The 26,436-nt window shown below is 45.7% G+C and carries 26 protein-coding genes; 16 read left to right on the forward strand and 10 right to left on the reverse strand.

Features of this window, described 5'->3' with window-relative positions; genetic code table 11:
* Positions 1–59: 59 nt before the first annotated feature.
* The gene (locus CVV77_RS10155) at positions 60–1,997 is read right to left on the reverse strand and encodes a minor protease Epr (protein ID WP_100275323.1); all 1,938 of its coding nucleotides are present in this window, start codon (positions 1,995–1,997) and stop codon (positions 60–62) included.
* 227 nt (positions 1,998–2,224) lie between these two features.
* Here CVV77_RS10155 and celB point away from each other — a divergent pair, with 227 nt between their 5' ends.
* Complete coding sequence (gene celB, locus CVV77_RS10160) at positions 2,225–3,559, forward strand: PTS cellobiose transporter subunit IIC (protein WP_019259832.1); 1,335 nt, start codon at positions 2,225–2,227, stop codon at positions 3,557–3,559.
* A 50-nt stretch (positions 3,560–3,609) separates the two neighbouring features.
* On the opposite strand, the gene glxA is transcribed toward celB, so the two are convergent.
* On the reverse strand, positions 3,610–3,990 hold the full coding sequence (gene glxA, locus CVV77_RS10165) for a glyoxalase GlxA (protein ID WP_003236077.1): 381 nt from the start codon (positions 3,988–3,990) through the stop codon (positions 3,610–3,612).
* A gap of 120 nt (positions 3,991–4,110) precedes the next feature.
* Between glxA and CVV77_RS10170 the strand changes: the two genes are divergently transcribed.
* The gene (locus CVV77_RS10170) at positions 4,111–5,298 is read left to right on the forward strand and encodes a class I SAM-dependent rRNA methyltransferase (RefSeq protein ID WP_100275324.1); all 1,188 of its coding nucleotides are present in this window, start codon (positions 4,111–4,113) and stop codon (positions 5,296–5,298) included.
* Between the two features lie 35 nt (positions 5,299–5,333).
* On the opposite strand, the gene CVV77_RS10175 is transcribed toward CVV77_RS10170, so the two are convergent.
* The 4 genes from CVV77_RS10175 to CVV77_RS10190 all read right to left on the reverse strand — a co-directional run bounded on the left by CVV77_RS10175 (position 5,334) and on the right by CVV77_RS10190 (position 7,922).
* Positions 5,334–5,531 carry a YwbE family protein gene (locus CVV77_RS10175; protein WP_003236073.1) on the reverse strand — a complete coding sequence of 66 codons (198 nt, stop codon included), beginning with the start codon at positions 5,529–5,531 and terminating at the stop codon, positions 5,334–5,336.
* A gap of 36 nt (positions 5,532–5,567) precedes the next feature.
* Complete coding sequence (locus CVV77_RS10180) at positions 5,568–6,770, reverse strand: MFS transporter (RefSeq protein ID WP_019259829.1); 1,203 nt, start codon at positions 6,768–6,770, stop codon at positions 5,568–5,570.
* A 106-nt stretch (positions 6,771–6,876) separates the two neighbouring features.
* Positions 6,877–7,554 (reverse strand): CidB/LrgB family autolysis modulator, encoded by a 678-nt coding sequence (locus CVV77_RS10185; RefSeq protein WP_019259828.1) that lies wholly within the window; start codon positions 7,552–7,554, stop codon positions 6,877–6,879.
* Positions 7,536–7,922, reverse strand: coding sequence for a CidA/LrgA family holin-like protein (locus tag CVV77_RS10190; protein WP_003222205.1), 387 nt, complete (start codon positions 7,920–7,922; stop codon positions 7,536–7,538). Before CVV77_RS10190 ends, CVV77_RS10185 begins: the two co-directional genes overlap by 19 nt.
* Positions 7,923–8,027: 105 nt before the next feature.
* Here CVV77_RS10190 and cidR point away from each other — a divergent pair, with 105 nt between their 5' ends.
* The 7 genes from cidR to CVV77_RS10225 all read left to right on the forward strand — a co-directional run bounded on the left by cidR (position 8,028) and on the right by CVV77_RS10225 (position 15,332).
* Positions 8,028–8,933, forward strand: a complete 906-nt coding sequence (cidR, locus tag CVV77_RS10195) for a cidABC operon transcriptional activator CidR (RefSeq protein WP_100275325.1) — start codon at positions 8,028–8,030, stop codon at positions 8,931–8,933.
* 7 nt (positions 8,934–8,940) lie between these two features.
* Entirely contained in the window at positions 8,941–9,759 is an 819-nt protein-coding gene (thiM, locus tag CVV77_RS10200; protein ID WP_100275326.1) for a hydroxyethylthiazole kinase, read from the forward strand.
* Positions 9,756–10,424: a thiamine phosphate synthase gene (gene thiE, locus CVV77_RS10205; RefSeq protein WP_019259827.1), complete on the forward strand. Its 669-nt coding sequence runs from the start codon at positions 9,756–9,758 to the stop codon at positions 10,422–10,424. The genes thiM and thiE overlap by 4 nt, the downstream gene beginning before the upstream one ends.
* 156 nt (positions 10,425–10,580) lie before the next feature.
* On the forward strand, positions 10,581–12,026 hold the full coding sequence (gene efeU, locus CVV77_RS10210; RefSeq protein WP_100275327.1) for a ferrous ion permease EfeU: 1,446 nt from the start codon (positions 10,581–10,583) through the stop codon (positions 12,024–12,026).
* Positions 12,023–13,180, forward strand: coding sequence for an iron uptake system protein EfeO (efeM, locus tag CVV77_RS10215; RefSeq protein WP_088111839.1), 1,158 nt, complete (start codon positions 12,023–12,025; stop codon positions 13,178–13,180). The genes efeU and efeM overlap by 4 nt, the downstream gene beginning before the upstream one ends.
* 18 nt (positions 13,181–13,198) lie before the next feature.
* Positions 13,199–14,449, forward strand: a complete 1,251-nt coding sequence (efeB, locus tag CVV77_RS10220) for an iron uptake transporter deferrochelatase/peroxidase subunit (RefSeq protein ID WP_003236053.1) — start codon at positions 13,199–13,201, stop codon at positions 14,447–14,449.
* A 280-nt stretch (positions 14,450–14,729) separates the two neighbouring features.
* Entirely contained in the window at positions 14,730–15,332 is a 603-nt protein-coding gene (locus CVV77_RS10225; RefSeq protein ID WP_100275328.1) for a DsbA family oxidoreductase, read from the forward strand.
* A gap of 29 nt (positions 15,333–15,361) precedes the next feature.
* Here CVV77_RS10225 and CVV77_RS10230 read toward each other — a convergent pair whose 3' ends face one another.
* The 3 genes from CVV77_RS10230 to slrA form a co-directional block, all read right to left on the reverse strand.
* Positions 15,362–16,903 (reverse strand): solute symporter family protein, encoded by a 1,542-nt coding sequence (locus tag CVV77_RS10230; protein WP_100275329.1) that lies wholly within the window; start codon positions 16,901–16,903, stop codon positions 15,362–15,364.
* Positions 16,900–17,208: a DUF485 domain-containing protein gene (locus tag CVV77_RS10235; protein ID WP_003236047.1), complete on the reverse strand. Its 309-nt coding sequence runs from the start codon at positions 17,206–17,208 to the stop codon at positions 16,900–16,902. The genes CVV77_RS10230 and CVV77_RS10235 overlap by 4 nt, the downstream gene beginning before the upstream one ends.
* Positions 17,209–17,650: 442 nt before the next feature.
* A complete protein-coding gene (slrA, locus tag CVV77_RS10240) occupies positions 17,651–17,809 on the reverse strand; it encodes a transcriptional regulator SlrA (RefSeq protein ID WP_003236045.1) in 159 nt (52 codons plus the stop codon).
* A 352-nt stretch (positions 17,810–18,161) separates the two neighbouring features.
* Here slrA and CVV77_RS10245 point away from each other — a divergent pair, with 352 nt between their 5' ends.
* The 4 genes from CVV77_RS10245 (at position 18,162) to galT (ending at position 22,036) form a co-directional block, all read left to right on the forward strand.
* Positions 18,162–18,833, forward strand: a complete 672-nt coding sequence (locus tag CVV77_RS10245) for a TetR/AcrR family transcriptional regulator (protein ID WP_100275330.1) — start codon at positions 18,162–18,164, stop codon at positions 18,831–18,833.
* 17 nt (positions 18,834–18,850) lie between these two features.
* Positions 18,851–19,234 (forward strand): GtrA family protein, encoded by a 384-nt coding sequence (locus CVV77_RS10250; protein ID WP_003236040.1) that lies wholly within the window; start codon positions 18,851–18,853, stop codon positions 19,232–19,234.
* Between the two features lie 84 nt (positions 19,235–19,318).
* Positions 19,319–20,491, forward strand: coding sequence for a galactokinase (locus tag CVV77_RS10255; protein WP_100275331.1), 1,173 nt, complete (start codon positions 19,319–19,321; stop codon positions 20,489–20,491).
* 3 nt (positions 20,492–20,494) lie between these two features.
* Complete coding sequence (gene galT / locus CVV77_RS10260) at positions 20,495–22,036, forward strand: UDP-glucose--hexose-1-phosphate uridylyltransferase (protein ID WP_100275332.1); 1,542 nt, start codon at positions 20,495–20,497, stop codon at positions 22,034–22,036.
* Positions 22,037–22,106: 70 nt separating this feature from the next.
* Here the strand turns inward: galT and CVV77_RS10265 are convergent, their stop codons facing one another.
* A complete protein-coding gene (locus tag CVV77_RS10265) occupies positions 22,107–22,352 on the reverse strand; it encodes a GlsB/YeaQ/YmgE family stress response membrane protein (RefSeq protein ID WP_003222176.1) in 246 nt (81 codons plus the stop codon).
* A 513-nt stretch (positions 22,353–22,865) separates the two neighbouring features.
* Here CVV77_RS10265 and qoxA point away from each other — a divergent pair.
* From qoxA to qoxC, 3 genes are read left to right on the forward strand one after another with little or no spacing between them, the layout of a single operon-like run.
* Positions 22,866–23,831, forward strand: coding sequence for a cytochrome aa3 quinol oxidase subunit II (qoxA, locus tag CVV77_RS10270; protein ID WP_080010897.1), 966 nt, complete (start codon positions 22,866–22,868; stop codon positions 23,829–23,831).
* Between the two features lie 27 nt (positions 23,832–23,858).
* Positions 23,859–25,808, forward strand: coding sequence for a cytochrome aa3 quinol oxidase subunit I (gene qoxB, locus CVV77_RS10275; protein ID WP_003222173.1), 1,950 nt, complete (start codon positions 23,859–23,861; stop codon positions 25,806–25,808).
* Positions 25,809–25,821: 13 nt separating this feature from the next.
* Entirely contained in the window at positions 25,822–26,436 is a 615-nt protein-coding gene (qoxC, locus tag CVV77_RS10280; RefSeq protein WP_003222171.1) for a cytochrome aa3 quinol oxidase subunit III, read from the forward strand.

The following is a 26,436-nucleotide window of genomic DNA, read 5'->3' on the forward strand; positions in this document are numbered from 1 at the left end:
TTTTTAGGGATGTAAAAAAGCCTGTAAGACTTAGAATACAAGTTTTACAGGCTTTTTGGTTACTTTTTCGGTTTGACGGCATTCAGCCGTTTTTGCAGCTTTGTTTTTTCATTGGATGCTTGTAATTGATTCACTGCAGACTGAGCGGATGCCTTTGCTTGTTTTGTTTTGTCTTTTTCCGCTTTCTTCACTTTGGCTTTGGCAGTTTCAACTTTTTTTGCTTCGGCGGCCGCTGCTTTTTTCTTCACTTTGTCTAACCGTTTTTGCAAGGACGTTTTGTCTTTGCCTGATTGAAGCTGATTGACTGCTGATTGTGCTTTTGTCGCATTTGCATTAGTTGATTTCTTTTCTGCTGCTGCGACTGATTGCTGCGCCGTTTTCAAATTGGCGCTTTTCACTTTGGTAAGGCGCTTCTGCAGGGACGTTTTTTCTGAACCTGCCGGCAGCTTGCTGACTGCTGATTGTGCGCTGTCTACATCTGATTTCTTTTTGCTTTTTTCCGCTTTCTCCACTTTCTCTTTCGCCTGCTTAGATGCGATATAGCGTTTTACTTGGTCTAAGCGTTTTTGCAGGTTCTTTTTGTCTGTTCCGTTCGGCAGCTTGTTAATGGCAGCTTGGGCTGTATCGACGGTTTGCTGTGTTTTATACTTTTCTGCCTTTACGACTTTGTCTTTCGCATCTTTTACATTTCTGTATGACTGTATTTTATCCAGTCTTTTTTGCAGGGCTGTTTTGGCGTCAGAATCCGGCAGCTTGCTGATGAGTTCTCTCGCTTTGTTGATATCGGTTTGTGTTTTTGTCTGTTCCGCTTTTTTCACCGCTTGCTCTGCCGCCGCGTACGCTGAATCTGTTGCCTGCGCTTTATACTGGATGAAGCCGTAGCCAAACTGCTGATCGCGGCCTGTTGTTCCAAGATCAACGATATTTTTCTGCATATTTGCACGAAGCTGCACGTTTGTCTCGGCAGGATCACGCTGTTTTAACAAAGCAAACATGGCAGCGGCGTGCGGTGTCGCTTGGGATGTTCCGCTTCCTGTCGCATAAAATTGGTTTAAGTAAGTGCTCGTGATGTTTGTTCCCGGCGCTGAAAATTCAACTTCATCTCCAGTTGTGGAGAAGGAGGCAAGCTGATTATTTTCGTTTGTTGCTGAAACCGCAACGACGCTGCTGTATGCCGCCGGATAGTTCACTGGCTTACCGTTCCCATCGTTCCCGCTTGCGGCAACAAGCAGAACGCCTTGTTCATAAGCTTTGTCCATGGCGTCATGAAGGATTTGGCTGTCTGACGTCGTGCCAAGGCTCATATTGACGATGTCCATTCCGTTTGCGATCGACCAGTCAATTCCTTGGAGAAGGCCTTGAAGATCCCCCGAGCCGTTCTGATCAAGCGCTTTAACCGCGTATATTTGTGCTTCCGGTGCGATGCCGTCAATTCCGTAGCCGTTATGCTTGGCTCCGATAATCCCTGCGACATGTGTTCCGTGGCCGTTATCATCTTTGTAAGAAGAGGTGTAACTGACAGCTGAAAACCCGCCGGCAATCGACAGGTCATCGTGGGGGGAGATCCCGCTGTCAATGACTGCAATTTTGACATCTTTGCCTGTCAGTCCTGCCTTCCAAGCCTGTTTCACCTGAATGGGCTCAAGGTTCCACTGCTCGAAGTTGTCAGAGGTGTCAGTGCCGTCTGACAGCACTTTGAAATCCGTGCTGCCTGCTGCGGTGAAGGAGACATTGTTTTCGACATACAAAATATCAGGATCCTGTTTTAATTCTTTCACTGTCTCCTGATCTGCTGTGGCCGCTACCGCCGGCAGATGCTTATATTGCTGTTCAACCTCAGCGTTGCTGTCCAGAACGGTTTCCTTGCCCGCTTTGTTTTTATAAACCACAATAACCTCTTTCTCACTGCTGTTTTGCCCATGAGCGAGAGGGCCTATGGCGAGAAAACTAAAAAACAGAGTGGCTGCTACAATGAGTTTGTAAGACATGTTTTTCATGGTTCATCTCCTTTTTTCTATGATGTTTGATATATATATCGGAGAAAATAGAGAGTTTGATAGTAAGGAGGAAAAAATATTTTCATGGACAGGATTGTTCAGCCCATGCAGATTTTTTCCGCAGGAAGAGGAAATTTTCCAAATGAATTTGTAAGCGTTTTCAAAATAAGATAAAGAAAACATTGCGAAGGTTGTTCACAAAGCAATGAGAAAAGGGGGCTTTTCAGATGAGCGCATTCACTCGGGTGATGGAAGAAAAAATAATGCCTGTCGCTGGGAAAATTGCCGGGCAGCGGCATCTCAGCGCTTTGCGTGACGGAATTATCCTGACCATGCCGCTGATTATTATCGGGTCTGTCTTTTTGATTTTAACGAGCCTGCCGATTCCCGGTTATGCTGATTTCATGACGAGTGTGTTTGGGAAAGAGTGGGCGGATAAGCTGGGTTATCCCGTTAATGCTTCATTTGATATTATGGCGATGATCGCCGCGTTTGGAATCGCCTATCGGCTGGCAGAAAGCTATGGTGTCGATGCCCTATCAGCCGGTGCGATATCAATTGCCGCATTTCTGTTGGCAACGCCGTTTGAAGTGCCGTTTACGCCGGATGGCTCAACGGAATCCATCATGGTCGGGGGCGGAATCCCGATCACACTGCTTGGCAGCAAGGGTTTATTTGTCGCCATGCTGATCGCCTTGTTTTCGACTGAAATCTATCGGTACATTATTCAAAAAAATATCGTCTTCAAAATGCCAGACGGCGTGCCGCCGGCGGTAAGCAAATCATTTGTCGCGCTGATTCCCGGCTTTATCATTGTTTTTCTAGTGTGGCTGGCGCGTCTTCTGATTGAAATGACGCCTTTTCAGAGCCTGCACAATGTCGTAGGAGACCTGCTTGGCACACCGCTTTCCATTCTTGGCGGCAGTCTGGGCGGAAGTCTGATCGCGGAATTTGTGCAGATGCTGCTTTGGTCGTGCGGGATTCACGGGGCTTCAATCATTGGCGGAATCATGGCGCCGATTTGGTACGGCGCGATGGATGCCAACCGTCTCGCGTTTCAGGCTGGCGAGGCGCTGCCGAGTATTTTTACGACTCAGTTCTTTCAAATTTGGATCAATGTCGGCGGGAGCGGAGCGACGCTGGCGCTTGTCCTGACGATGCTTGTGCGCTCCCGGAGCAAACAAATGAAGCAGCTTGGCCGACTAGGGATTGGCCCTGCGCTATTTAATATCAACGAGCCGATTATTTTCGGTATGCCGATTGTCATGAACCCGCTCCTCATCGTTCCGTTCATCATAGCCCCGCTCCTCACAATTACCGCAACCTATATCGGCATGAGCACCGGACTGGTGGCAAGGCCGGCCGGAATCGCCGTGCCATGGACGATGCCGCCGCTCATATCAGGCTACCTGGCGACAGGCGGAAAGGTATCGGGTGCCGTTATGCAGCTGGTGAATCTGCTGATCACCTGCGCCATCTACTATCCGTTTTTCAGAATATGGGATCATCAAAAATGGAAGGAAGAGAGTGCGGTTGAATCTGGGGGTGAGAATGTTTCGTGATTTTGTAAGCGTTTAAATAATAAAAAAAGCAGCGTTACGCTGCTTTTTTCTTAACGCTGAAAGAACTCAATCCACTCGCCATCAGGACCTTCAATATAGAAGTAACGGTACCCGTTTGGAAGAGTTGTGATCTCTTCGTCGATAAATTTCGCGTTCATTCTTTCCGCTTTTGTATATTCAGCCGCGATATCATCCGTCAGCAGGGCAATGTGGTGCACTTTTCCTTCGACGGGAAGCTCACTGCTGTAGCCCTGAATCAGTTCGATTTCTGTTTCCGGACCGTCTTCAAAACCAAGAAAAGCAAGCTCGATTACGCCGTTCGTATGTGTGATGCGATCCTTCAATTTCATGCCGAGAACCTCTTCATAAAATGTGATGGACGCGTTGATATCCCTTACCATAATGCCTGTATGGTCAATTCGTTTTGCCATGCTGCTCCTCCTCGTAACTCTTTTTGTCTATCGTAGAAAAACCTTTCCTTTCTGTCAATGCAGACATCTTGGCGTTTTGTGGTACGATAAGAGAAAGCAAACAGAAAGAGGACGAAATATATGAAGCTACTCACCCTAAAGAAAGCACATGCTGCAAAAATCAAAAAAGGCTATCCGCTCATTGAAAAGGAAGCTCTCGCAGGGAGTGCGGGGCACGTGAAAGAAGGAGACCTCGTTGATATCGTGTCTGAGAGCGGCGAGTTTCTTGCGCGGGGCTATTATGGCCTGCAAAACAAAGGGGTCGGCTGGACGCTTACCCGCAATAAGAATGAACAGATTGACCAAGCATTTTTTCTCAGCAAATTAACAAAAGCGGTTCAAGCGCGCGCCAAACTTTTCGCGGCCCAAGATACAACGGCTTTTCGCATGTTCAATGGTGAGGGAGACGGCGTTGGCGGCGTCACGATCGACTATTATGACGGCTACCTGCTGGTTCAATGGTACAGCAAAGGCATTTACGCCTTTAAAGACATGCTGATTTCCGCTTTGGATGAGCTGAAACTGGACTATAAAGCCATTTACGAGAAAAAACGCTTCGACACGGCGGGACAATATGTTGAAGATGATGACTTCGTGAAGGGGAAAAGAGGCGAGTTCCCAATCATCATTCTGGAAAATGGCATTCAATACGCGGTGGATCTGAATGAAGGCGCCATGACAGGCATCTTTTTGGATCAGAGACATGTGCGCAAGGTGATCAGAGACCGCTATGCAAAAGGAAAAACAGTGTTAAATACGTTTTCTTATACGGGGGCATTCTCCGTGGCAGCGGCGCTTGGCGGAGCGGAGAAAACAACAAGCGTGGACGTGGCAAACCGGAGCCTTGCCAAAACGATTGAGCAATTCAGCGTGAACAAGCTGGATTACGAGACACACGACATTAAAGTGATGGACGTGTTTAACTATTTTTCGTATGCAGCGAAAAAGGATCTGCGCTTTGATCTGATTATTCTCGACCCGCCTTCCTTTGCGCGTACAAAAAAACGCACCTTCAGCGCGGCCAAGGATTATAAAAACCTGCTGAAGGAAACGATCGCCATCACAGCTGACAAGGGCATCATCGTTGCTTCCACAAACAGCAGCGCCTTCGGCATAAAGAAATTCAAAGGCTTTGTCGATGCCGCCTTTAAAGAAACAAATGAACGCTACACCATCATTGAGGAATTTACACTGCCGGAGGATTTCAAAACGATTTCGGCGTTCCCGGAAGGCAACTATCTAAAAGTGGTTTTTCTGCAGAAAAAATAAAGAAAAAAGCTGCCCTGTTCAGGAGCAGCTTTTTTTTATGTAGAAATGATCTGCTGGACGCGGCCGATGCGGCCATCTTCAAGCCGGACTTTAATGCCGTGCGGATGAAAGCTTGATTTCGTTAAAATATCCTTTACTGTCCCTCTCGTCAGTTTTCCTGTTTTTTGATCTGCTTTCAATACAATATCAACCTGTAATCCTTTCGAAATACTGCTTCGCTCTTGCCCGTTCATAGCGTACATCCCCTTTCCTTTTGTTCATTATAGTCATTATGGTTTAAAAGTAACAGCCGGCTGATGAAGTGTATTTTTGTTTTTTTCAGCCTTCATTAAATATAATGTCAGCCCAAAGCCTGCTATGCTCAGAATGCCAAAAAGCAAGTAGACTGCGAAGATTGACACGTAGTCAAAAATGTATCCGCCTGTAAATGTACAGAACCAGTTGCCGAATCCATTGCCGATGGCGGCGTACATGGTCAGCGCCGTCGCTTCAACGTGGCTTGGCGTAATCTTTTTTACATATTGAAGCGCCGCCGGGATAAATAAACCGATCGCAACTCCCTGAAGAAAGACCGTCGCATAAATGATCCATAATGAAGGCGCTGTGAAATAGAGCGCCCACCTGAATAATGAGACCCCGCCTGACAGCATAATGACGTTGAGCAGCCCCATTTTATCTATAAATGTTTGGGCAAAACGCATAAATGGAATTTCCGAAATGACGCCGATGAAAAATAAAATGCCGATAGCGGAAAGTGACGCGCCGCTTTTGTCCAGAAAAAGACTGAAATACGTATTGTTCGCTAAGTTTGGAGCAAATGTCGTAAAGGTGATGATCATAAAGATGAGGAAGGTTTTGTTGCTGATAAGCTCCCGGAATCCTTTGCGGATATTGACCTTTGTTTTTGTTTTCTGCTGGCCCGGCATTTGTGAGGCCAATATGGCGGCGATGCACAGAAAGGCACAGCCAAAGATAAAGATCACGTGAATGGGGTACAGCTGATTCGTTACCTGTCCCATGGCAAACACTGCGATGCCGAAGCCGAGAGAACCAAACAGGCGAATTCCGCCGTAGTTGCCGTTTGTTTCTTGAGTGTACCTTAGTGAAATGCTGTCCGATAATGGAATAATCGTGCTTTGAAAGGCTGCAAAACAGGCCGCGATTAAAATAAACAGAGGAAAGCCGTCAAATGCAATATAGCCTAATCCAATGATGCCTGTGATTGATGTGCAAACCGCCAGCAGGCTTTTCGTTTTTTGTGTATAGTCGCTCAGCATGCCCCAAAACGGCTGAAAGAAAATCATCACAATCGGACCGAGTGACATGATCAAGCCGACCTGTGATCCGCTTACATGCTGTTCTTTCGTTAAATACATACTGAGTAAGGGAATAATGCTGCCCGTGCCAAGAAAAGCAAACAAATAAAATCCTTTTAACGCGGCGTAATGCCGTCTCACCTGCAAGTTGTGCATGGGGTGCCTCCTTTGGTATCCACAAATTACATTATATTGGAATTCGCCAGCTTTTCAATAAGGGGAAGCACATAAAAAAAACTGCCCTTGAAAGGACAGTTTTTTCTTACATAAATGAAAGTAAAAACGGCGCTGCACAAAGCGTCATAATCGCAGCTAAGATCATCGACACACTGGAAATCGTGCCGGACACAGAGCTAAGCTCAAATGCTTTTGACGTTCCCGCTCCGTGTGCGCTTGTGCCAAGCAGCACACCCCGCGCGATTTCATTATCAATGCGGAAATAGCGGATGACCATCGGGCCGATCACTGTGCCTAACAAAGCGGTCAAAATCACAAACACGGCTGTGACGGCAGGCATTCCGCCGATCATTTCAGATACGTTCATAGCGATCGGCGTTGTCACTGATCTTGGGACGAGGCTGTCAATTAAGCCAGTGCCCAGGTGAAGCCATTTCGCAATAAGAGCAGTTGAAATAATCGCGATGCATGAACCGACGGCCACGTTCAAAATAATTTCCACTGCGTATTTCTTTAAAACAGGGAAATATTTATAAAGCGGGATCGCGAATGCCACGGTAGCCGGCTGAAGCATATCGGTCAGCAATTCGCCGCCGAGATTATATGACTCGTACGGGACATTCACCAGCAGCAGCAGACCGACTAACACAGCGGGCGTCACCAATAGCGGCGACGTATAGACGCGCGGAAAGCGTTGATATACTTTTTTTGCTCCTAAATACACCAAAACCGTTAAAAACAAACTTACAATTCCGATGAACACGTATGCTTTTTCTCCTTTCTTTTTGCAATGATTTGTGTAAGCGTTCCTGTAGACACCATCACGACAAACGTGCTGATGATGACAACAAGCAGAATGCTGACACCAAATTTCGACATAATGTCTCCGTATTCAATCACTCCGACGGCAGACGGGATAAAAAATAAAAGCAGCTCCCCGAGAAGCCACGCAGCGCCAAGCTCTATCCATTCAAGCTTGATGATCTTAAAGTGTAATAATGTGAAAAGAATCACAATCCCAATTATACTGCCGGGAATATTTATATGAAGAAGGGCTGTCACCCAATTAATCAGCCGAGCAAATATAAATAACAGAGCGATTTGAATAACGGTTAGCAACAGTTTTTTCATATTGATGCCTCCCTTATATTCATATTGTACATAAGGTCTCGCTATAGGTAAAATATATATAAAGAATAATAAGTATTCCTTTTGTCTATAGAAAGGGTGAAGCACATGGATATTCGCCATTTAACATATTTCTTGGAAGTCGCCCGTTTAAAAAGCTTTACAAAGGCTTCCCAATCCCTATATGTTTCCCAGCCGACGATATCAAAAATGATCAAAAATTTAGAAGAAGAGCTCGGGATTGAACTGTTTTACCGAAACGGCAGGCAGGTGGAACTGACTGACGCCGGCCAGAGCATGTATGTGCAGGCGCAGGAAATTATAAAATCATTTCAAAACCTGACGTCAGAATTAAATGATATTATGGAGGTCAAGAAAGGGCACGTGCGGATCGGACTGCCGCCGATGATCGGGTCAGGATTTTTCCCAAGAGTGCTCGGGGATTTTCGTGAAAACTATCCGAATATCACCTTTCAGCTAGTCGAAGACGGTTCTATAAAAGTCCAAGATGGCGTTGGGGACGGCTCTCTTGATATCGGCGTTGTGGTTCTTCCTGCAAATGAAGATATTTTTCATTCGTTTACAATCGTAAAAGAAACCCTGATGCTTGTCGTTCACCCTTCCCACCGGCTGGCAGACGAAAAAGAGTGCAGGCTGCGTGAGTTGAAGGACGAGCCTTTTATTTTCTTCAGGGAGGATTTTGTCCTGCACAACCGAATTATGACGGAATGTATCAAGGCTGGATTCCGGCCTCATATCATTTATGAAACCTCACAATGGGATTTTATCAGTGAGATGGTGTCAGCCAACCTTGGAATCGGGCTTTTGCCGGAACGAATCTGCCGCGGACTTGACCCGGAAAAAGTAAAAGTCATTCCGCTTGTCGATCCAGTCATCCCTTGGCACCTCGCCATTATTTGGAGAAAGGACCGTTACTTGCCCTTTGCGGCCAGAGCTTGGCTCGAACATACGAAATCGTATTTATGGGACTCGAAAAAAGATAGTAAAGGATGATGCAAACATGGATGCACAATCAGCAGCAAAATGTCTTACTGCTGTCCGCCAGCATAGCCCTCTGGTGCACAGCATAACCAATAATGTCGTAACGAATTTTACAGCAAACGGCCTGCTCGCCCTCGGCGCATCACCGGTTATGGCGTACGCGAAAGAAGAGGTCGCCGACATGGCGAAGATTGCGGGTGCGCTCGTTTTAAATATTGGAACGCTGAGCAAGGAATCAGTCGAAGCGATGATCATCGCGGGAAAATCAGCCAATGAACATGGCGTCCCTGTCATTCTTGATCCTGTCGGGGCCGGAGCAACACCGTTCCGTACTGAATCGGCACGTGACATCATTCGTGAGGTGCGCCTCGCTGCGATCAGAGGAAACGCGGCGGAAATTGCCCATACCGTCGGCGTGACCGATTGGCTGATCAAAGGCGTTGATGCGGGAGAAGGCGGAGGCGACATCATCCGGCTGGCCCAGCAGGCGGCACAAAAACTCAACACGGTCATTGCGATTACTGGCGAAGTCGATGTCATAGCCGACACGTCAAACGTATATACCCTTCATAACGGCCACAAGCTGCTGACGAAAGTGACAGGTGCCGGATGCCTGCTGACGTCTGTTGTCGGTGCGTTTTGTGCTGTGGAAGAAAATCCATTGTTTGCTGCTATTGCTGCCATTTCTTCGTATGGTGTTGCAGCTCAGCTTGCCGCACAGCAGACAGCTGACAAAGGCCCGGGAAGCTTTCAGATTGAATTGCTGAACAAGCTTTCATCTGTTACTGAACAAGATGTCCAAGAACTGGCGACAATAGAAAGGGTGACTGTCTCATGACACGTATTTCTCGGGAAATGATGAAAGAGTTATTATCTGTTTACTTCATTATGGGGTCGAATAATACGAAAGCCGATCCTGTCACTGTCGTACAAAAAGCGTTAAAAGGCGGCGCTACTCTTTACCAATTTCGTGAAAAGGGCGGGGACGCGCTGGCAGGGGAGGCGCGGATTGAATTCGCTAAAAACGTGCAGGAAGCCTGCCGTGAAGCCGGTGTTCCCTTCATAGTCAATGATGATGTGGAGCTGGCCCTGACGCTGAAGGCTGACGGTATCCACATCGGCCAGGAAGACGCTAGCGCAAAAGAAGTAAGAGACGCTATAGGCGATATGATTCTTGGCGTTTCCGCCCATACAATGTCTGAGGTGAAGCAAGCTGAAGAAGATGGCGCGGATTATGTCGGACTCGGGCCAATCTATCCGACAGAAACGAAAAAGGATACGAGAGCCGTACAGGGTGTATCTCTTATCGAAGCGGTTCGCCGCCAAGGCATCGGCATACCAATTGTGGGCATCGGCGGCATCACAATCGAAAATGCCGCTCCTGTTATCCAAGCGGGGGCCGACGGTGTCAGTATGATCAGCGCCATCAGTCAGGCGGAGGATCCAGAAGGTGCCGCACGCAAGTTTCATGAAGAAATTCAAACGTATAAAGCGGGAAGATAAACGTTGTTTTCCATTCAAAAGGCTGTCCTGTAAAGGACAGCCTTTTTGCTGTGGCATCAAGGTTTTCAGACCTTCAAATTTTAATTGACAAAGAACAGGAACTGGCTATGATTATGATATACAATGATAATCATTTTCATTTATAGGAGGAACATGATGGCTCGGGGGCTGGCACTTATTTTATTCAGCTTGTTGATGGTTTTCGGTTCTGCGGCACATGCGGAAGACGATCCGATCGCTGTGCTGATTCAATTAAACAAGCAAATGATCGAATCTGTAAAAGACGGAGATATAGACACGGCACAACAAACATTTGAAACATTCAAGGCGAAGTGGAAAAAAGAAGAACCTTCTATTAAAAAGGAAAACCTTTCTTCCCACAGCAAAATGGACTCGAATATCGCGATGATTTCTCTTTCTTTCATCAATCAAGACGCAGACAAGCTCAAAACGCAGCTTGAAGAGCTTTCTTCTCATTTAGAAACCTATCAGCAGGCTGTCGTGCTGAAAAAGACATCCTCGGGTCAATCAAGGGCGTCCTTAACAGCCTATATACAAAGCTTAAAAGACACAAAACAGCTAATACAAAAAAACCAATTGGATCAAGCATCATCCGCAATCGACAATTTAATTACATCCTGGCTCGCTGTTGAGGGGGACGTCGTTTCCCAATCGAAGGAAGCCTATACGACATCAGAGGAAAACCTGGCGCTGATGAAGGCTGAAATCGACAGTCATCCCGAAAAGGTATCAAAGCAAATTGACGAAATGATTCAATTGCTCGAGCCAATCGCTTCAAGCAGCTATAGCTGGTGGGATGCGGCACTCATTCCGATTCGTGAAGGGATGGAGGCCCTGCTTGTTATCGGGGCGCTTTTAACCATGACAAAAAAAGCCCGTGTCACGCGTTCCTCTACATGGATCTGGGGCGGAGCATCCGCCGGCATGGTTATTTCCTTGGCAGCCGGCATAGGTGTCACGCTTCTGTTCTCCTCCAACATATTCGGGGAAAACAATTTCTTGCTTGGCGGGGTTACCGGCGTGCTGTCCGCTGTCATGCTTTTGTATGTAGGAGTATGGCTGCACAGAAATGCCTCAATGGACAAATGGAGAGAAAAAATCAATACCCAGAAGTCACAGGCCCTGAAAAAACGAAGTCTGCTTTCCTTCGGCCTGATCGCATTTCTGGCAGTGGTGAGAGAAGGGCTTGAAACGGTCATCTTTTTCATCGGGCTTGTCGGGAAGCTACCGCTCACTGAACTGATTGGCGGAACTGCCGCGGGGCTTATCGTTCTCGTTATCGTCGGTGTTCTCATGATTAAGCTCGGAATGCGTATCCCATTGAAGCCGTTTTTCCTGCTGTCCATGGCGGTCGTCCTGTATATGTGCGTGAAATTTCTCGGAACAGGCGTTCACAGCCTGCAGCTGGCAGGCATTCTCCCGTCTGATGCAGAGAGTTGGCTGCCGTCTATATCGGTGCTTGGAATTTATCCGTCCGTGTACAGCACGGTCCCGCAATTGCTGATTTTACTCTTTTTACTGATTGCGCTTGTCTCAGAAGCGGCAAAACATTTTACAAACGGAAAGGAACTGACAAAATGAATTTCACAAAAATCGCTGTATCAGCCGGCTGCATCCTTGCGCTGTGCGCAGGCTGCGGAGCCAATGACACATCCTCAACCAAAGAAAAAGCTTCATCTGACAAAAGCGGGGTCAGCAAAGAGATCGCCGCATCTGTAGATAAAATGGAAACCATCATTTCCAAGCTGAATGATTCAGCGGAAAAAGGAGACCAAAAGGAAATTGAAAAGAAGGGGAAAGAGCTAAACAGCTACTGGCTTTCCTTTGAAAATGATATCCGCGGCGACTATCCATTCGAATATACAGAAATCGAAAAGCACCTTCAGCCCATCTATACAGAAGCACAGAAAGACAAACCGGATACAGACAAAATCAAGACAGAATCCGAGTCGCTGAAAGCGTCCTTAGAAGACCTGACAGAAGCGAAGAAGAGCAGCAAAAAGGCAAGCGATCAGCTGGAAAAAGCAGCGGACGAATATAAAAACTATGTCAAAGAGCAGAGCGATCAGCTTGTAAAAGCGACTGAAGCATTTACAAGCGCTGTGAAATCCGGCGATATCGAAAAGTCTAAAACGTTATATGCGAAAGCGCGTGTTTATTATGAGCGAATCGAACCGATCGCTGAAAGCCTAGGTGACCTTGATCCGAAAATTGACGCCCGTGAAAACGATGTAGAAGAAGGAGACAAATGGACAGGTTTCCACAAGCTTGAGAAAGCCATTTGGAAGGATCAAGATATTTCCGGGGAAAAGGCAACGGCTGACCAGCTTCTCAAGGATGTAAAAGAGCTTGACGGTTCAATTGAAGCACTGAAATTAACACCTGAACAAATTGTAGCAGGCGCGATGGAGCTTCTGAACGAAGCCGGCATTTCGAAAATCACGGGAGAAGAAGAGCGCTACTCACGAATCGATTTAGTCGACCTTATGGCGAATGTGGAGGGCTCCGAAGCTGTTTATCAAACAGTGAAAAGCGCGCTTGTAAAAGATCACTCTGACCTGACGGAAAAACTGGATACGGAGTTCAGCGAATTTGAAGTTTTAATGGCAAAATACAAAACAACTGATCAGTCCTATACGTCTTATGATAAATTAAGTGAAGATCAAATCAGAGAGCTGAGCACAAAGCTGACGACTCTTTCTGAAACCATGTCGAAGATTGCGAATGTGCTATAAAAGGAGTTTTGTAACAGCATGAGCGATGAACAAAAAAAGCCAGAACAAATTCATAGACGGGACATCCTAAAATGGGGAGCGATGGCAGGCGCGGCCGTTGCGATCGGTGCCAGCGGACTCGGTGGTCTCGCTCCGCTTGTTCAGACCGCGGCTAAGTCGTCGAAAAAGGATGAAAAAGAGGATGAGCAGGTCGTTCCGTTTTACGGAAAGCATCAAGCCGGAATCACAACTGCCCATCAGACGTATGCCTATTTTGCGGCGCTGGATGTTACTGCAAAAGAGAAGAGCGACATCATTACATTATTCAGAAACTGGACAAGTCTGACACAGATGCTGACGTCTGGAAAGAAAATGTCGGCTGAGCAGAAAAATCAATATCTGCCGCCGCAGGATACAGGTGAATCGGTTGATTTATCCCCTTCCAATTTAACGGTCACATTCGGATTCGGGCCTGGCTTTTTTGAAAAAGACGGAAAGGACCGCTTTGGGCTGAAAAACAAAAAACCGAAGCATCTTGCCGCTCTTCCAGCGATGCCGAATGACAACCTGGATGAGAAGCAGGGAGGCGGAGACATCTGCATTCAAGTATGCGCAGACGATGAACAAGTGGCGTTTCACGCACTGCGGAACCTGCTGAATCAAGCGGTCGGAACCTGTGAGGTCCGCTTTGTGAACAAAGGCTTTTTAAGCGGAGGAAAAAATGGCGAAACGCCGCGCAACCTCTTCGGGTTTAAAGATGGAACAGGCAACCAGAGCACGAAGGATGACACCTTGATGAACTCGATCGTGTGGATTCAGTCCGGTGAACCCGACTGGATGACGGGCGGTACCTATATGGCCTTTCGGAAAATCAAAATGTTCCTTGAGATATGGGACCGCTCTTCCCTCAAGGATCAAGAGGATACCTTCGGCCGCAGAAAAAGCTCGGGAGCGCCTTTTGGCCAGAAAAAAGAAACAGACCCCGTGAAGCTGAATCAAATCCCGGCAAATTCACACGTTAACCTTGCGAAATCTACGGGAAAACAAATTTTGCGAAGAGCTTTCTCTTACACAGAAGGACTTGATCCGAAAACCGGCTATATGGATGCGGGTCTCCTGTTTATCAGCTTTCAAAAAAATCCCGACAATCAGTTCATCCCCATGCTGAAGGCTCTTTCAGCAAAGGATGCGTTAAACGAATACACGCAAACAATCGGTTCTGCTTTATATGCATGCCCAGGCGGCTGCAAAAAAGGAGAATATATTGCCCAGCGTTTGCTGGAATCATAAAAGAAGCCTTTACAGGCTTCTTTCAGCGTGTCGACAAACCCTCGCATTCGTTGTCAAGCCTGTGCGTTGGTGCTCACGAATTAGAGCATTCGCTCCGCTCCAATGCTCGGCTTTCCTAGACTTCAAGGGTTTTCAATTACGCTGAAAGCATGACAAAATCCTAAAACGTTTTAGGATTTTGTCAACAATCTGAAAGAAGCCTTATCGGCTTCTTTTAAAAAAAACAGTTGTAACTTTTATTGTTACAGTTTAAAATCAATCTATACGAAAGGAGATTATCATGACAGTACACATCAAAGTTTATTCAGATTACGTTTGCCCATTTTGCTTCATTGGAAAAGCCGCTTTTGAAGAAGCGATAAAAGGAAAGGATGTTGACGTCGAGTGGATGCCGTTTGAACTGCGCCCAAGCCCAACTCCACAGCTTGACCCGGTCAATGATCCTTCCAAACAGTACATGTGGCAGACATCCATTCAGCCAATGGCGGAGAAATTAGGAGTCGACATCAATTTTCCGAATGTCTCGCCACATCCATATACAGATCTGGCATTTGAAGGCTTCCACTTTGCCAAGGAATACAATAAAGGACATGAATACAACACCCGTGTCTTTCAAGCGTTTTTCCAAGAGGGCCAAAATATCGGTGACATTGACATTTTGACGAATCTTGCTGAGGAAGTGGGACTAGACGGAGCCTCATTCAAATCCGCACTGGAATCAAGAACATATCAGGACGTACAGCACCAAGCCTTAAAGCACGCCTATGAAGAGGCTGACATCACAGCCGTTCCAACTTTTATCATTGGCGACACCGTCATTCCGGGAGCAGCCGGCAAGGACGTATTTGAAAAAGCAATTTCTGACGAACAGCAGAAAAAGTAAGAAAAAGCTCTCTATACAAGAGAGCTTTTTTACTCCTGTTCCATATGAATGCCGGTATGCGCCTTCACCTGTATTTCTGCAAACGTATCTTCATTAACCGTTTTATTTGACGACAGCACCGTTCCGAGCCACGCGCCGAGGAAGCCGAGAGGGATGGAAATAATGCCCGGATTAGAAAGCGGAATGAGCGGATCGCCGGTAAATATAGCACCTCCGGACGGATCCCACACACTAGGGCTCATCGATACAAGCACAAGCGCGCTGATCAGGCCTGTCAGGCTGCCCCACAAAGCGCCTGTAGCATTGAATCTCTTCCAGAAGACCGTAAACACAATCAGCGGGAGGTTTGCGCTGGCCGCTACCGCAAATGCAAGTGCGACAAGGAACGCCACATTTAAGGACTGTGCGAAAATCGCAAGGAGAATCGAGAGCACCGACACGGCGACAGAAGCCCATCTGGCCGCTTTCATCTGTTCTTTTTCAGTTGCTTCTCCCTTTCTGATAATCTGGCTGTAGATATCATGGGCAAATGCTGAGGCGGCAGACAGCACCAATCCTGTCACGACCGCTAAAATGGTAGCAAAAGCGATCGCTGACACAAACGCGAACAGAAAATCTCCCCCGAGCGCTTTTGCCAAAAGCGGCGCCGCCATATTTCCCGCTTGATCAGCCGCCGTAATCGCGTCAAAGCCGACAAACGCAGCGGCGCCAAATCCGAGAAACACCGTCATAATGTAAAATACACCGATAATCCATGTCGCTGAAACAACGGATGTCCGGGCCGTCTTGGCATCCTTAACGGTATAAAACCGGATCAAAATATGCGGAAGCCCGGCAGTTCCCAGCACGAGTGCCAAGTTTAACGACAAGGTCTCAAGCGGCACCTTGTATTTATTTCCGGGATTTAAGAAATCAGCGCCAAGCGGAGTGGCTGTTTTCATCTGCTCAAACATGGTATTAAGGTTAAAGCCAAATTTCGAAAACACGATGATCGAAATCACGAGTGTGCCGGCCATCAGTAAAACAGCTTTAATAATTTGAACCCAGCTTGTCGCGATCATGCCGCCAAACACGACATAAATGGTCATCAGCACTCCGACAATGAGGACCGCCGCGGTATAATCCAGGCCAAGCAGCAGTTTAATCAGCGCGCCCGCCCCCACGAGCTGGGCGATCATATAAAAAGTAGAGATGGCAATGGTATTCAGAGCCGCGACGCCGCGGATTTTCTTTTCTTTAAAGCGGGCCGCAATCATGTCCGCCATCGTATACTTCCCAAGATTCCGAAGCGGTTCCGCCACGATGTACAAGACAACGAGATAAGCAACTAGAAAACCGATGCTGTAAAAGAATCCATCAAATCCATATAACGCAATCATTCCGGCAATCCCAAGAAACGAGGCTGCAGACATGTAGTCACCGGCAATTGCCAGTCCATTCTGAACACCGGTGAGCCCGCCGCCGGCCGTATAAAACTCACTCGTTGTTTTCGTTTTCTTTGCGGCAAAATACGTGATGATAAGCGTCAGGCCGACAATCGCTAAAAATAATAGAAAGGCAGTCATATTCATGTCTGTTCACCCTTCAGATCCGCCTTTAGAGCGCTTACATATCGGTCGAAATGAGCCGCTTTTCGGGAATACACCGTACTCAGTATCCAGGTCATGGCGAATTGGGCGATGGCAAACAGCCAAGCCCATGAAACAGCCCCAATTGCCGGCTTATTCAAAAAGGTGAAATAAGACGTCAAAACAGGAAGTGAAAAATAAAAGACAAAAAAGAAAATCGCAGAAGGAACAATAAAAGCACGTTTCTGCTTTAAAAAAGCTTGAAAAGACGGAGTTGCAGCAATCTGTTTATAATCAGCTTTGTACATGGCTATCCTCCTTTTATTCGCTAAACGTAAGCAAAAAGGTACACCAATAGGTATGTACTGAAAGTCTGATTTATGCGTTGGAGAACATCTGGAGAATGAAAAAAGAAGGAAGTCGTGAAGATAGGAACGCGAGCGGTATAAAGACAGGCGAAGGTTTTCCAGCTCGGCCGCGTATACACGAGTTTGCTTTCAAAACCTCACCGAATGCAGCTTGTTCTCAGCAAAGCTGCTGTTTACCAGAGCCCGGTTATCATGTTCGCATCACCTCTTTATGACAATGGATGTGCCAAGAGGTGATCGCATCACCGGCTGTCTGTCGTATGTTAGCTGACACACCGTTTGTCCTCAAGCTCGGCGCAGCAATTGCTTTCGAATAGAGGATATGGTGAAAACTCAGATCAGATGATAGAAAAGCCAGAGGTAATAGATCCGCCTGTTCGGATTAGTCTTGGCGGACGGTTTTTTTGTGATTATTCTTTCTCAATGCTGTCTCAGATTCTAAAAACTGTCTCACATCACGAATGCCTAACCCAATAGATCTAGCTTCTTGTATTAACATATGCCAATCTTTGTCCAAATCTTTTTTTACATGAGTTTTCATAGTAACCTCCAATTGTATAAAATGTTTTCCTGCAACATGCGGGCAATAAAGACAAGCCGGCGCGATGATGAGGCGAGTACAACAAATTTCACACATAGTTGCTCGGCGTTCACAAACTGAAGGAAAAACCACCTACCTATTCCCTAAAAAAATGACTAATATAACCAATGAACCTCATTTATAATAATAAACAATTAAATACTGACTGGATAGTATGTAATTGAAAATAAATCCTTCAGCCTATTAAATATGACCCCGGAGAAACCGAATAGCATAAGCATTCAAAGAAATAAATACCGCTAAAGATTGATCCGTTGTAAGATAAGGATAATCATACCGCCTGGAGAAAAATATGAAAAAAAACAAATTTCAAATGAAAAGAGAAGCAACCTTTGAAAGTTTTATAGACGCTGGCTTGAATTTGTTGATTGACCGAGCGTATGATCCGGTTTCTGTTGAGGATATCAGCAGAGCGGCCGGGTACAGTAAAGGAGCATTTTATGTTCATTTTGTCAGCAAGGAGGATTTTCTGCAGCATCTTCTCGAAAAACGCCAGATGAAAAAAGCGATCATCGTAGGGTATCTTGATCAAATGGAACGAACATCGGTGAAACCGCTGACATTGGAAGAGGCTGCAAAACATGCCGCAGAGCTGCTTTATTCCTATTACATAAATAAGCCGTCGTGGGACATTACCTCGTTTGCCATGAATATGCCGACGTATAAAGTCCTTCAGAAATGCAAGGCCTATGTCCGGCTGTACGAATTGTGGGTGGAAGAAAATGCGTTATATATTAAGTGGCTGAAGGAGAGAAAGCTGATTGGCGCCTGTATTGATCCGGAATATACGGCTAAAATAATATGTGCAGTGCTCGACGGAATCATCAAACAATCGTATGTATTGGGCCAACCCGCCACATTCCGCAGCTTTTTAGACGCACTCTCGGTTTTCTTTGCTCCAGACAGAGAGCAAGTGAGGCCAAGAATTTTGAAAAGTTTTTCAGAAAGCGAGGAACATCAGTGAAGTATAGAGAAATGATTATGTATATCATTATGGGGGTTTTCACAACCATTGTGAACATCGCCAGCTTTTATATATTGGTAGAGATCATGAATATGGATTACAAAGCCGCCACTGTCGCCGCTTGGATTTTGTCCGTGCTGTTTGCATACATAACAAATAAATTATATGTGTTTCAGCAAAAAACACATGACCTGCAGAGCCTGCTGAAAGAGATCACTGCCTTTTTCAGCGTTCGGGTCCTGTCTCTCGGCATAGATTTAGGCATGATGATCATTCTTGTCGGCCAGTTCAATACAAATGAAACCTTGGCCAAAATACTCGACAACGCGGTCATCGTTGTCGTCAACTATGCTGCAAGCAAATGGCTCGTCTTTAAAAAGACAAAAGAAGAAGGGGTATGACAGGGGACAGCAGCATATGATCTATCGTTTTCGCTGAAGACATAAGGGGAAATAAAAAAATAAAACCATGAAAGGTGATTGCACATGCGGGAAGAGCTAAAGGGGATATTTGCAAGTGTATTCGGAGAAAAAGAGGGGTTACGGTTTTTTTTCGCACCTGGAAGAGTGAATCTGATTGGAGAACATACAGACTATAACGGCGGGCATGTGTTTCCGTGCGCGCTGACAATGGGTACATATGCTGCTGTTGCAGAAAGAAACGATGGGGTTGTCCGGATGTATTCAGACAACTTTAAAGACGCAGGCATCAAAGAATGCAGCCTTGACGACATCCGCTATCAAAAAGAAGACGACTGGGCGAACTATCCGAAAGGCGTCATTTATGAATTTCAGCAAAGGGGCTATTCAGTTCCCCATGGCTTTGACATTGTATTTTCAGGGAATATTCCAAACGGGGCGGGCCTCTCGTCCTCCGCTTCTATTGAACTGCTGATGGGAGTCGTGCTCCAAAGCTATTTCCATCCTGAAGTGGATGCGCTTGAGCTTGTAAAAATGGCGCAGCATGCGGAAAACACTTTTATCGGTGTCAATTGCGGAATTATGGATCAATTTGCAATCGGAATGGGGAAAAAACATCATGCGATGCTGCTGAACTGCGACACGCTGGACTATGAATATAGCAAACTCGATGTCTCAGGCCTCGCACTGGTCATCGCGAACACGAACAAAAAAAGGACATTAGCAGACTCGAGCTATAATACAAGACGCCAAGAGTGCAATGACGCATTGCTTGATCTGCAAAAAGCACTCGATATTGCCTCGCTGGGTGACATCAAGCCCTCTGATTTCGACGCGCATTCCGGCCTGATCCAAAATGAAACGAACAGACGCCGGGCAAAGCACGCCGTATACGAAAATCACCGCGCCATCAAGACGGCCCATATGTTCAAAAAAAACAATATAGATGAAATCGGGCTGTTAATGAAGGAATCCCATCTTTCACTGAAGGATGATTATGAAGTGACCTGCCCTGAACTTGACGAGCTTGTGTTTGCGGCGTGGGAGCACGAAGGCGTGATTGGATCAAGAATGACGGGAGCTGGCTTCGGCGGCTGCACCATCAGCATTGTCAAAGATGCGTTTGTTGAAGATTTTATCCAAAAGGTTGGAGACAGGTATCAAGAAAAAACAGGGCTCAAAGCGGATTTTTATGTCGCTGATATCGGAGAAGGAGCGAGAGAACTAAAGGGGGAGTGACACATGAGTATTGTTGAACATCTGGAACAGCTGCTGGAGTATGGCCTGGAACGAAAACTGATTTCGATCTGGGATCGGGAATATACGAGAAACCGTCTTTATGAAGCGTTAGACATCAAGCACCCCGAGCCGGTCTCCCACACATGCATCAAGCAGGCACAAAGCCTGCCGGACTTACTTGCTCCTATTTACAAATGGGCTGTGGAAACCGGTCGTATGGAAGCGGATACAGACACATACCGTGACTTGCTCAGCGCAAAGCTGATGGGATGTTTCGTACCTGCTCCGTCTGAGGTCATTCGCAAATTTGAAGAGACAAAAGCTTTATACGGCCCAAAACAGGCGACAAAGGAATTCTATCAATATGCAGAGGATGTCTACTATATCCGGTCTGACAGAATCGCCAAAAATGTTCATTGGACGGTGCCGACTGAATATGGCGAGCTGGAAATGACTATTAATCTATCAAAGCCCGAAAAGGACCCAAAAGCGATTGCGGCTGCAAAAGAGCAGGTGCAGACAAATTATCCGAAGTGTTTGCTGTGTAAAGAAAATGTCGGGTTTGAGGGAAGCGTGAATCATCCAGCCCGCCAAAATCACAGAATCATTCCGGTTATTCTTAAAGACGAAGAATGGTATTTGCAGTTCTCGCCATACGTCTATTATCCAGAGCATTGCATCGTCTTAAAAGGTGAACATGAACCAATGGAGATCAGCAGAAAAACATTTGAAAGGCTGCTGTCATTTCTCGGGCAATATCCGCATTATTTTATCGGTTCAAATGCGGATCTGCCAATTGTCGGCGGCAGCATCCTAAGCCATGACCATTTCCAAGGCGGGGCGCACGATTTTCCGATGGCGCGAGCAGAAGCGGAAGATGTATATGAATTAAATGATCATCCAGGCGTGTCGCTGGGCTTAGTGAAGTGGCCGATGTCCGTGCTCAGGCTCCAAGGAGACAAACCGGATCAAGTCGCCGAAGCTGCTGATCATATATTCCGCACGTGGCAAGCGTATTCCGATGAAAAGGCCGGCATAGCCGCCTATACAGGTGATACGCCCCATAATACGGTTACGCCGATTGCGCGGCGCAGGGGAGACTTGTATGAACTCGATATCGTGCTGAGAAACAATCGGACGGATGGGGAGCATCCATTAGGAATATTTCATCCTCATCAGGAAGTTCACCATATTAAAAAAGAAAATATCGGCCTGATTGAGGTCATGGGATTGGCGATATTGCCGGGCCGTTTACAGGAAGAAATGAAAGAAACGGCAGCGGCGCTTTGCTCTGCTGATCCGAAATCAGCTTTAGAACAAAATCCGCTCACAGCAAAACATAAGGAGTGGGCTCTTCGGATTACGGAAAAAAGAACGATAACAAAAGAGAATGCCGATCTAGTCATAAAAGAAGAGCTTGGACATGTATTCGCGCGCATTCTTGAACACGCCGGTGTATTTAAACAGACAACGGAAGGAAAACAGGCCTTCAGCAGGTTTATCGACCATTTAGGCGTCAAACCAGTCAAAAGCCTCAACCGCTAGGGTTGAGGCTTTTTTAATTTTTATGGCAAAGCAAACGCCCAAAGCACTGACGCTTCGGGCGCTGTCACTCTTATCCTCTTTTTCTGGCTAACAGGCTTACTAGAAATACAACAATGGCTGCGCCGATCACCGCAGGAATAATAGCAAATCCGGCTAGGTTCGGCCCCCATGTTCCAAGCAGCCCGTGTCCGATCCAGGCGCCGATAAGGCCTGCGATCATTGACCCGATAATTCCTCCAGGCATATCTCCTTTTACAAACAGGCTGCCAAGCCATCCGATAATAATAGCGACGATAAGTGAAATAATAAAACTCATCATACAACACATCCTATTTTATATTTATTTGCTTATATCATTCCTCTGTTTTGTATAAGATAAACAATTGGATGCGCTAATAAAAAGTTGGAACAGTTCAGAGCATATCGCCGCTCTAATGAGCCTTTTCTTTCAATATTGGTTGCGTTAAAATGGTAATCGTGTGAAAAGGTGCTAGGCAAGGAAAAATTAATTCCTTTCTAGAAAGTTTAACAAAATGAAATTTTTGATTGACCTAGGTTTTTTAATGTGGTAAACCTTTATTTGTCAGAATTAGTTCTTCATCATCTTTCTTTACTTATATGCGGAAATAACTAGAAACTTTTCATCTTAAGCGATAGATGTGAATAAAGTTGGAGCAATTTTTGTCGATTTTATGACATTTAAGCGAAATTGGGATGAAGTTTATAAAAAAATAAAGCTAATAAGTGAACTTTTTGATAGCATAACAAAGTAGAGAAAAGATTTTGAGGAAGTATGCACTTCAGATTTATTACATCAATAGGAAGGATGGTGATCTTCTTGTTCAGAGCATTAAAACCGTTACTTGTATTTGCGCTGTTAACTGTGGTTTTCGTCCTTGGGGGATGCAGCAATGCCTCAGTACTAGATCCGAAAGGGCCTGTGGCTGATCAGCAAAGTGATTTAATCCTGTTATCTATCGGATTTATGCTGTTTATCGTCGGGGTCGTCTTTGTTCTATTTACCATTATTTTAGTAAAATACCGCGACCGTAAAGGCAAAGATAATGGATCTTATAACCCAGAAATTCACGGTAACACGTTCTTAGAAGTAGTCTGGACAGTGATCCCAATTTTAATCGTCATTGCACTTTCTGTGCCAACCGTACAGACGATATATTCGTTAGAAAAAGCTCCTGAAGCAACAAAGGATAAAGAGCCTCTTGTTGTTTACGCTACTTCGGTAGACTGGAAATGGGTATTCAGCTACCCTGAACAGGATATTGAAACGGTTAACTACTTAAATATTCCTGTCGACCGCCCAATCTTGTTTAAAATCTCATCTGCAGATTCAATGGCTTCGCTATGGATTCCTCAGCTTGGAGGACAAAAGTACGCGATGGCAGGAATGCTGATGGATCAATACTTACAGGCTGATGAAGTGGGAACTTATGAAGGCCGCAACGCGAACTTCACAGGCGAACATTTTGCCGACCAAGAGTTTGATGTGAATGCTGTAACAGAAAAAGACTTTAACAGCTGGGTGAAAAAGACTCAAAACGAGGCTCCTAAGCTGACAAAAGAGAAGTATGATCAATTAATGCTTCCTGAAAATGTGGACGAATTAACGTTCTCTTCTACTCACTTAAAATACGTTGACCACGGACAAGACGCAGAGTACGCGATGGAGGCCCGCAAACGCCTTGGCTACCAAGCTGTTTCACCGCACTCTAAAACAGATCCGTTTGAAAACGTAAAGGAAAATGAATTTAAGAAGTCTGATGATACAGAAGAATGATATTGATCAGGAAAGGAGGAAGCCCGCATGAAATTCAAATGGGATGAATTTTTCGTAACAGGTGACCCATTAATTCTGGGCGCACAAGTTTCCATCGCACTATCTACCATTGCCATCATTTTTGTACTGACCTACTTTAAGAAATGGAAATGGCTCTGGTCTGAATGGATAACAACTGTTGACCATAAAAAACTCGGAATCATGTATATTATATCTGCTGTAATTATGTTATTCCGCGGCGGTGTCGACGGTCTGATGATGCGTGCCCAGCTAGCGCTTCCGAATAACAGTTTTTTAGACTCAAACCACTATAATGAAATTTTTACAACTCACGGTACAATCATGATCATCTTCATGGCGATGCCGTTCCTAATCGGTCTTATCAACGTTGTTGTACCTCTTCAAATCGGTGCTCGCGACGTTGCGTTCCCTTACTTGAACAACCTGAGCTTCTGGACGTTCTTCGTAGGGGCGATGCTTTTCAATATCTCTTTCGTTATCGGAGGTTCTCCGAACGCAGGATGGACAAGTTATATGCCGCTTGCAAGTAACGATATGAGCCCTGGACCGGGTGAGAACTACTACCTCCTCGGACTTCAGATTGCCGGTATCGGTACCCTGATGACAGGGATCAACTTTATGGTAACAATCTTAAAAATGAGAACAAAAGGCATGACATTAATGCGTATGCCAATGTTCACATGGACAACACTGATCACAATGGTTATTATCGTGTTTGCTTTCCCTGTACTTACAGTAGCTTTAGCACTTTTATCATTTGATCGTTTGTTCGGTGCTCACTTTTTCACATTGGAAGCAGGCGGTATGCCGATGCTTTGGGCGAACCTGTTCTGGATTTGGGGACATCCTGAAGTATATATCGTTATTCTTCCGGCATTCGGTATTTTCTCTGAGATTATCTCAAGCTTTGCGAGAAAACAATTGTTTGGTTACACAGCGATGGTTGGTTCTATTATCGCCATCTCCGTATTGAGTTTCCTAGTTTGGACTCACCACTTCTTCACAATGGGGAACAGTGCGTCCGTTAACTCTTTCTTCTCAATTACGACAATGGCCATCTCGATTCCGACCGGGGTTAAAATCTTTAACTGGCTCTTTACCATGTATAAAGGCCGAATCAGCTTTACAACGCCTATGCTGTGGGCGCTTGCATTCATTCCTAACTTCGTTATCGGCGGGGTTACAGGGGTTATGCTTGCGATGGCAGCAGCGGATTATCAATACCATAATACGTACTTCCTTGTATCTCACTTCCACTATGTGCTGATCGCAGGTACTGTATTTGCTTGTTTCGCCGGATTTATTTTCTGGTATCCAAAAATGTTCGGCCACAAGCTGAACGAAAGAATCGGAAAATGGTTCTTCTGGATCTTTATGATCGGGTTCAATATTTGTTTCTTCCCGCAATATTTCTTGGGGCTTCAAGGCATGCCTCGCCGTATTTACACATACGGACCGAATGACGGCTGGACAACATTGAACTTTATTTCAACTGTCGGAGCTTTCATGATGGGTGTAGGATTCTTAATCCTTTGCTATAACATCTACTACAGCTTCCGCTACTCTACTCGTGAAATCAGCGGAGATTCATGGGGTGTGGGACGCAGTCTTGATTGGGCGACTTCTTCTGCGATTCCGCCGCATTACAACTTTGCGGTGCTTCCTGAAGTCAAATCTAAAGATGCATTCCATCATATGAAAGAAGAAAAAACTGAGTTATACCCTGAAAGCAAATTCAAGAAAATCCATATGCCAAGCAACTCAGGCAGACCGTTCTTTATGTCTGTTGCCTTCGGTATCGCCGGCTTTGGACTTGTCTTTGAATGGTACTGGATGGGCGTAGTCGGATTGATCGGAGTCCTGCTCTGCATGGTTCTGCGTTCATTCGAATACGACAACGGCTACTACATTAGTGTTGATGAAATAAAAGAGACGGAAAGAAAGATTTCCGAATAAGGAGGCGTGAGTTATGGAACATGCAGAACACGGCAATTCTAACGCGCCTATGGAATATCAATCTGAAACCGGCAGACTTAATATTCTCGGGTTTTGGATCTTTTTAGGGGCAGAAATTGTGTTGTTCTCAACACTATTTGCAACCTTCTTCGTTCTTCAAAACAGAACAGCAGGAGGTGTCTTACCGGACGAACTGTTTGAAGTGAATCTGGTAATGATTATGACGTTCTTGCTGCTTATCAGCAGCTTTACCTGCGGGATCGCTGTTCATGAAATGCGCCGCGGAAGTTTAAAAGGCGTAGTCATTTGGACAATTATCACACTTCTTCTTGGCGCCGGCTTCGTCGGTTGTGAGATCAACGAGTTTGTCCACTATGTACATGAAGGAGCATCTCTCGGTACAAGTGCGTTCTGGTCTGGATTCTTTGTTTTACTTGGAACTCACGGAACTCACGTAACAATCGGTATTTTCTGGATCATAGGAATTCTGATTCAGTTGAAGAAACGCGGCTTAACTCCGCAAACTTCATCTAAAATCTTTATCTCAAGCTTGTACTGGCACTTCTTAGATGTTGTATGGATTTTCATCTTTACAGGTGTCTATCTCATGGGATTGGGGGGTCTGTAA

Origin of the sequence: Bacillus sp. SN1 (assembly GCF_002796895.1) — a bacterium.
GTDB classification, from domain to species: domain Bacteria; phylum Bacillota; class Bacilli; order Bacillales; family Bacillaceae; genus Bacillus; species Bacillus inaquosorum.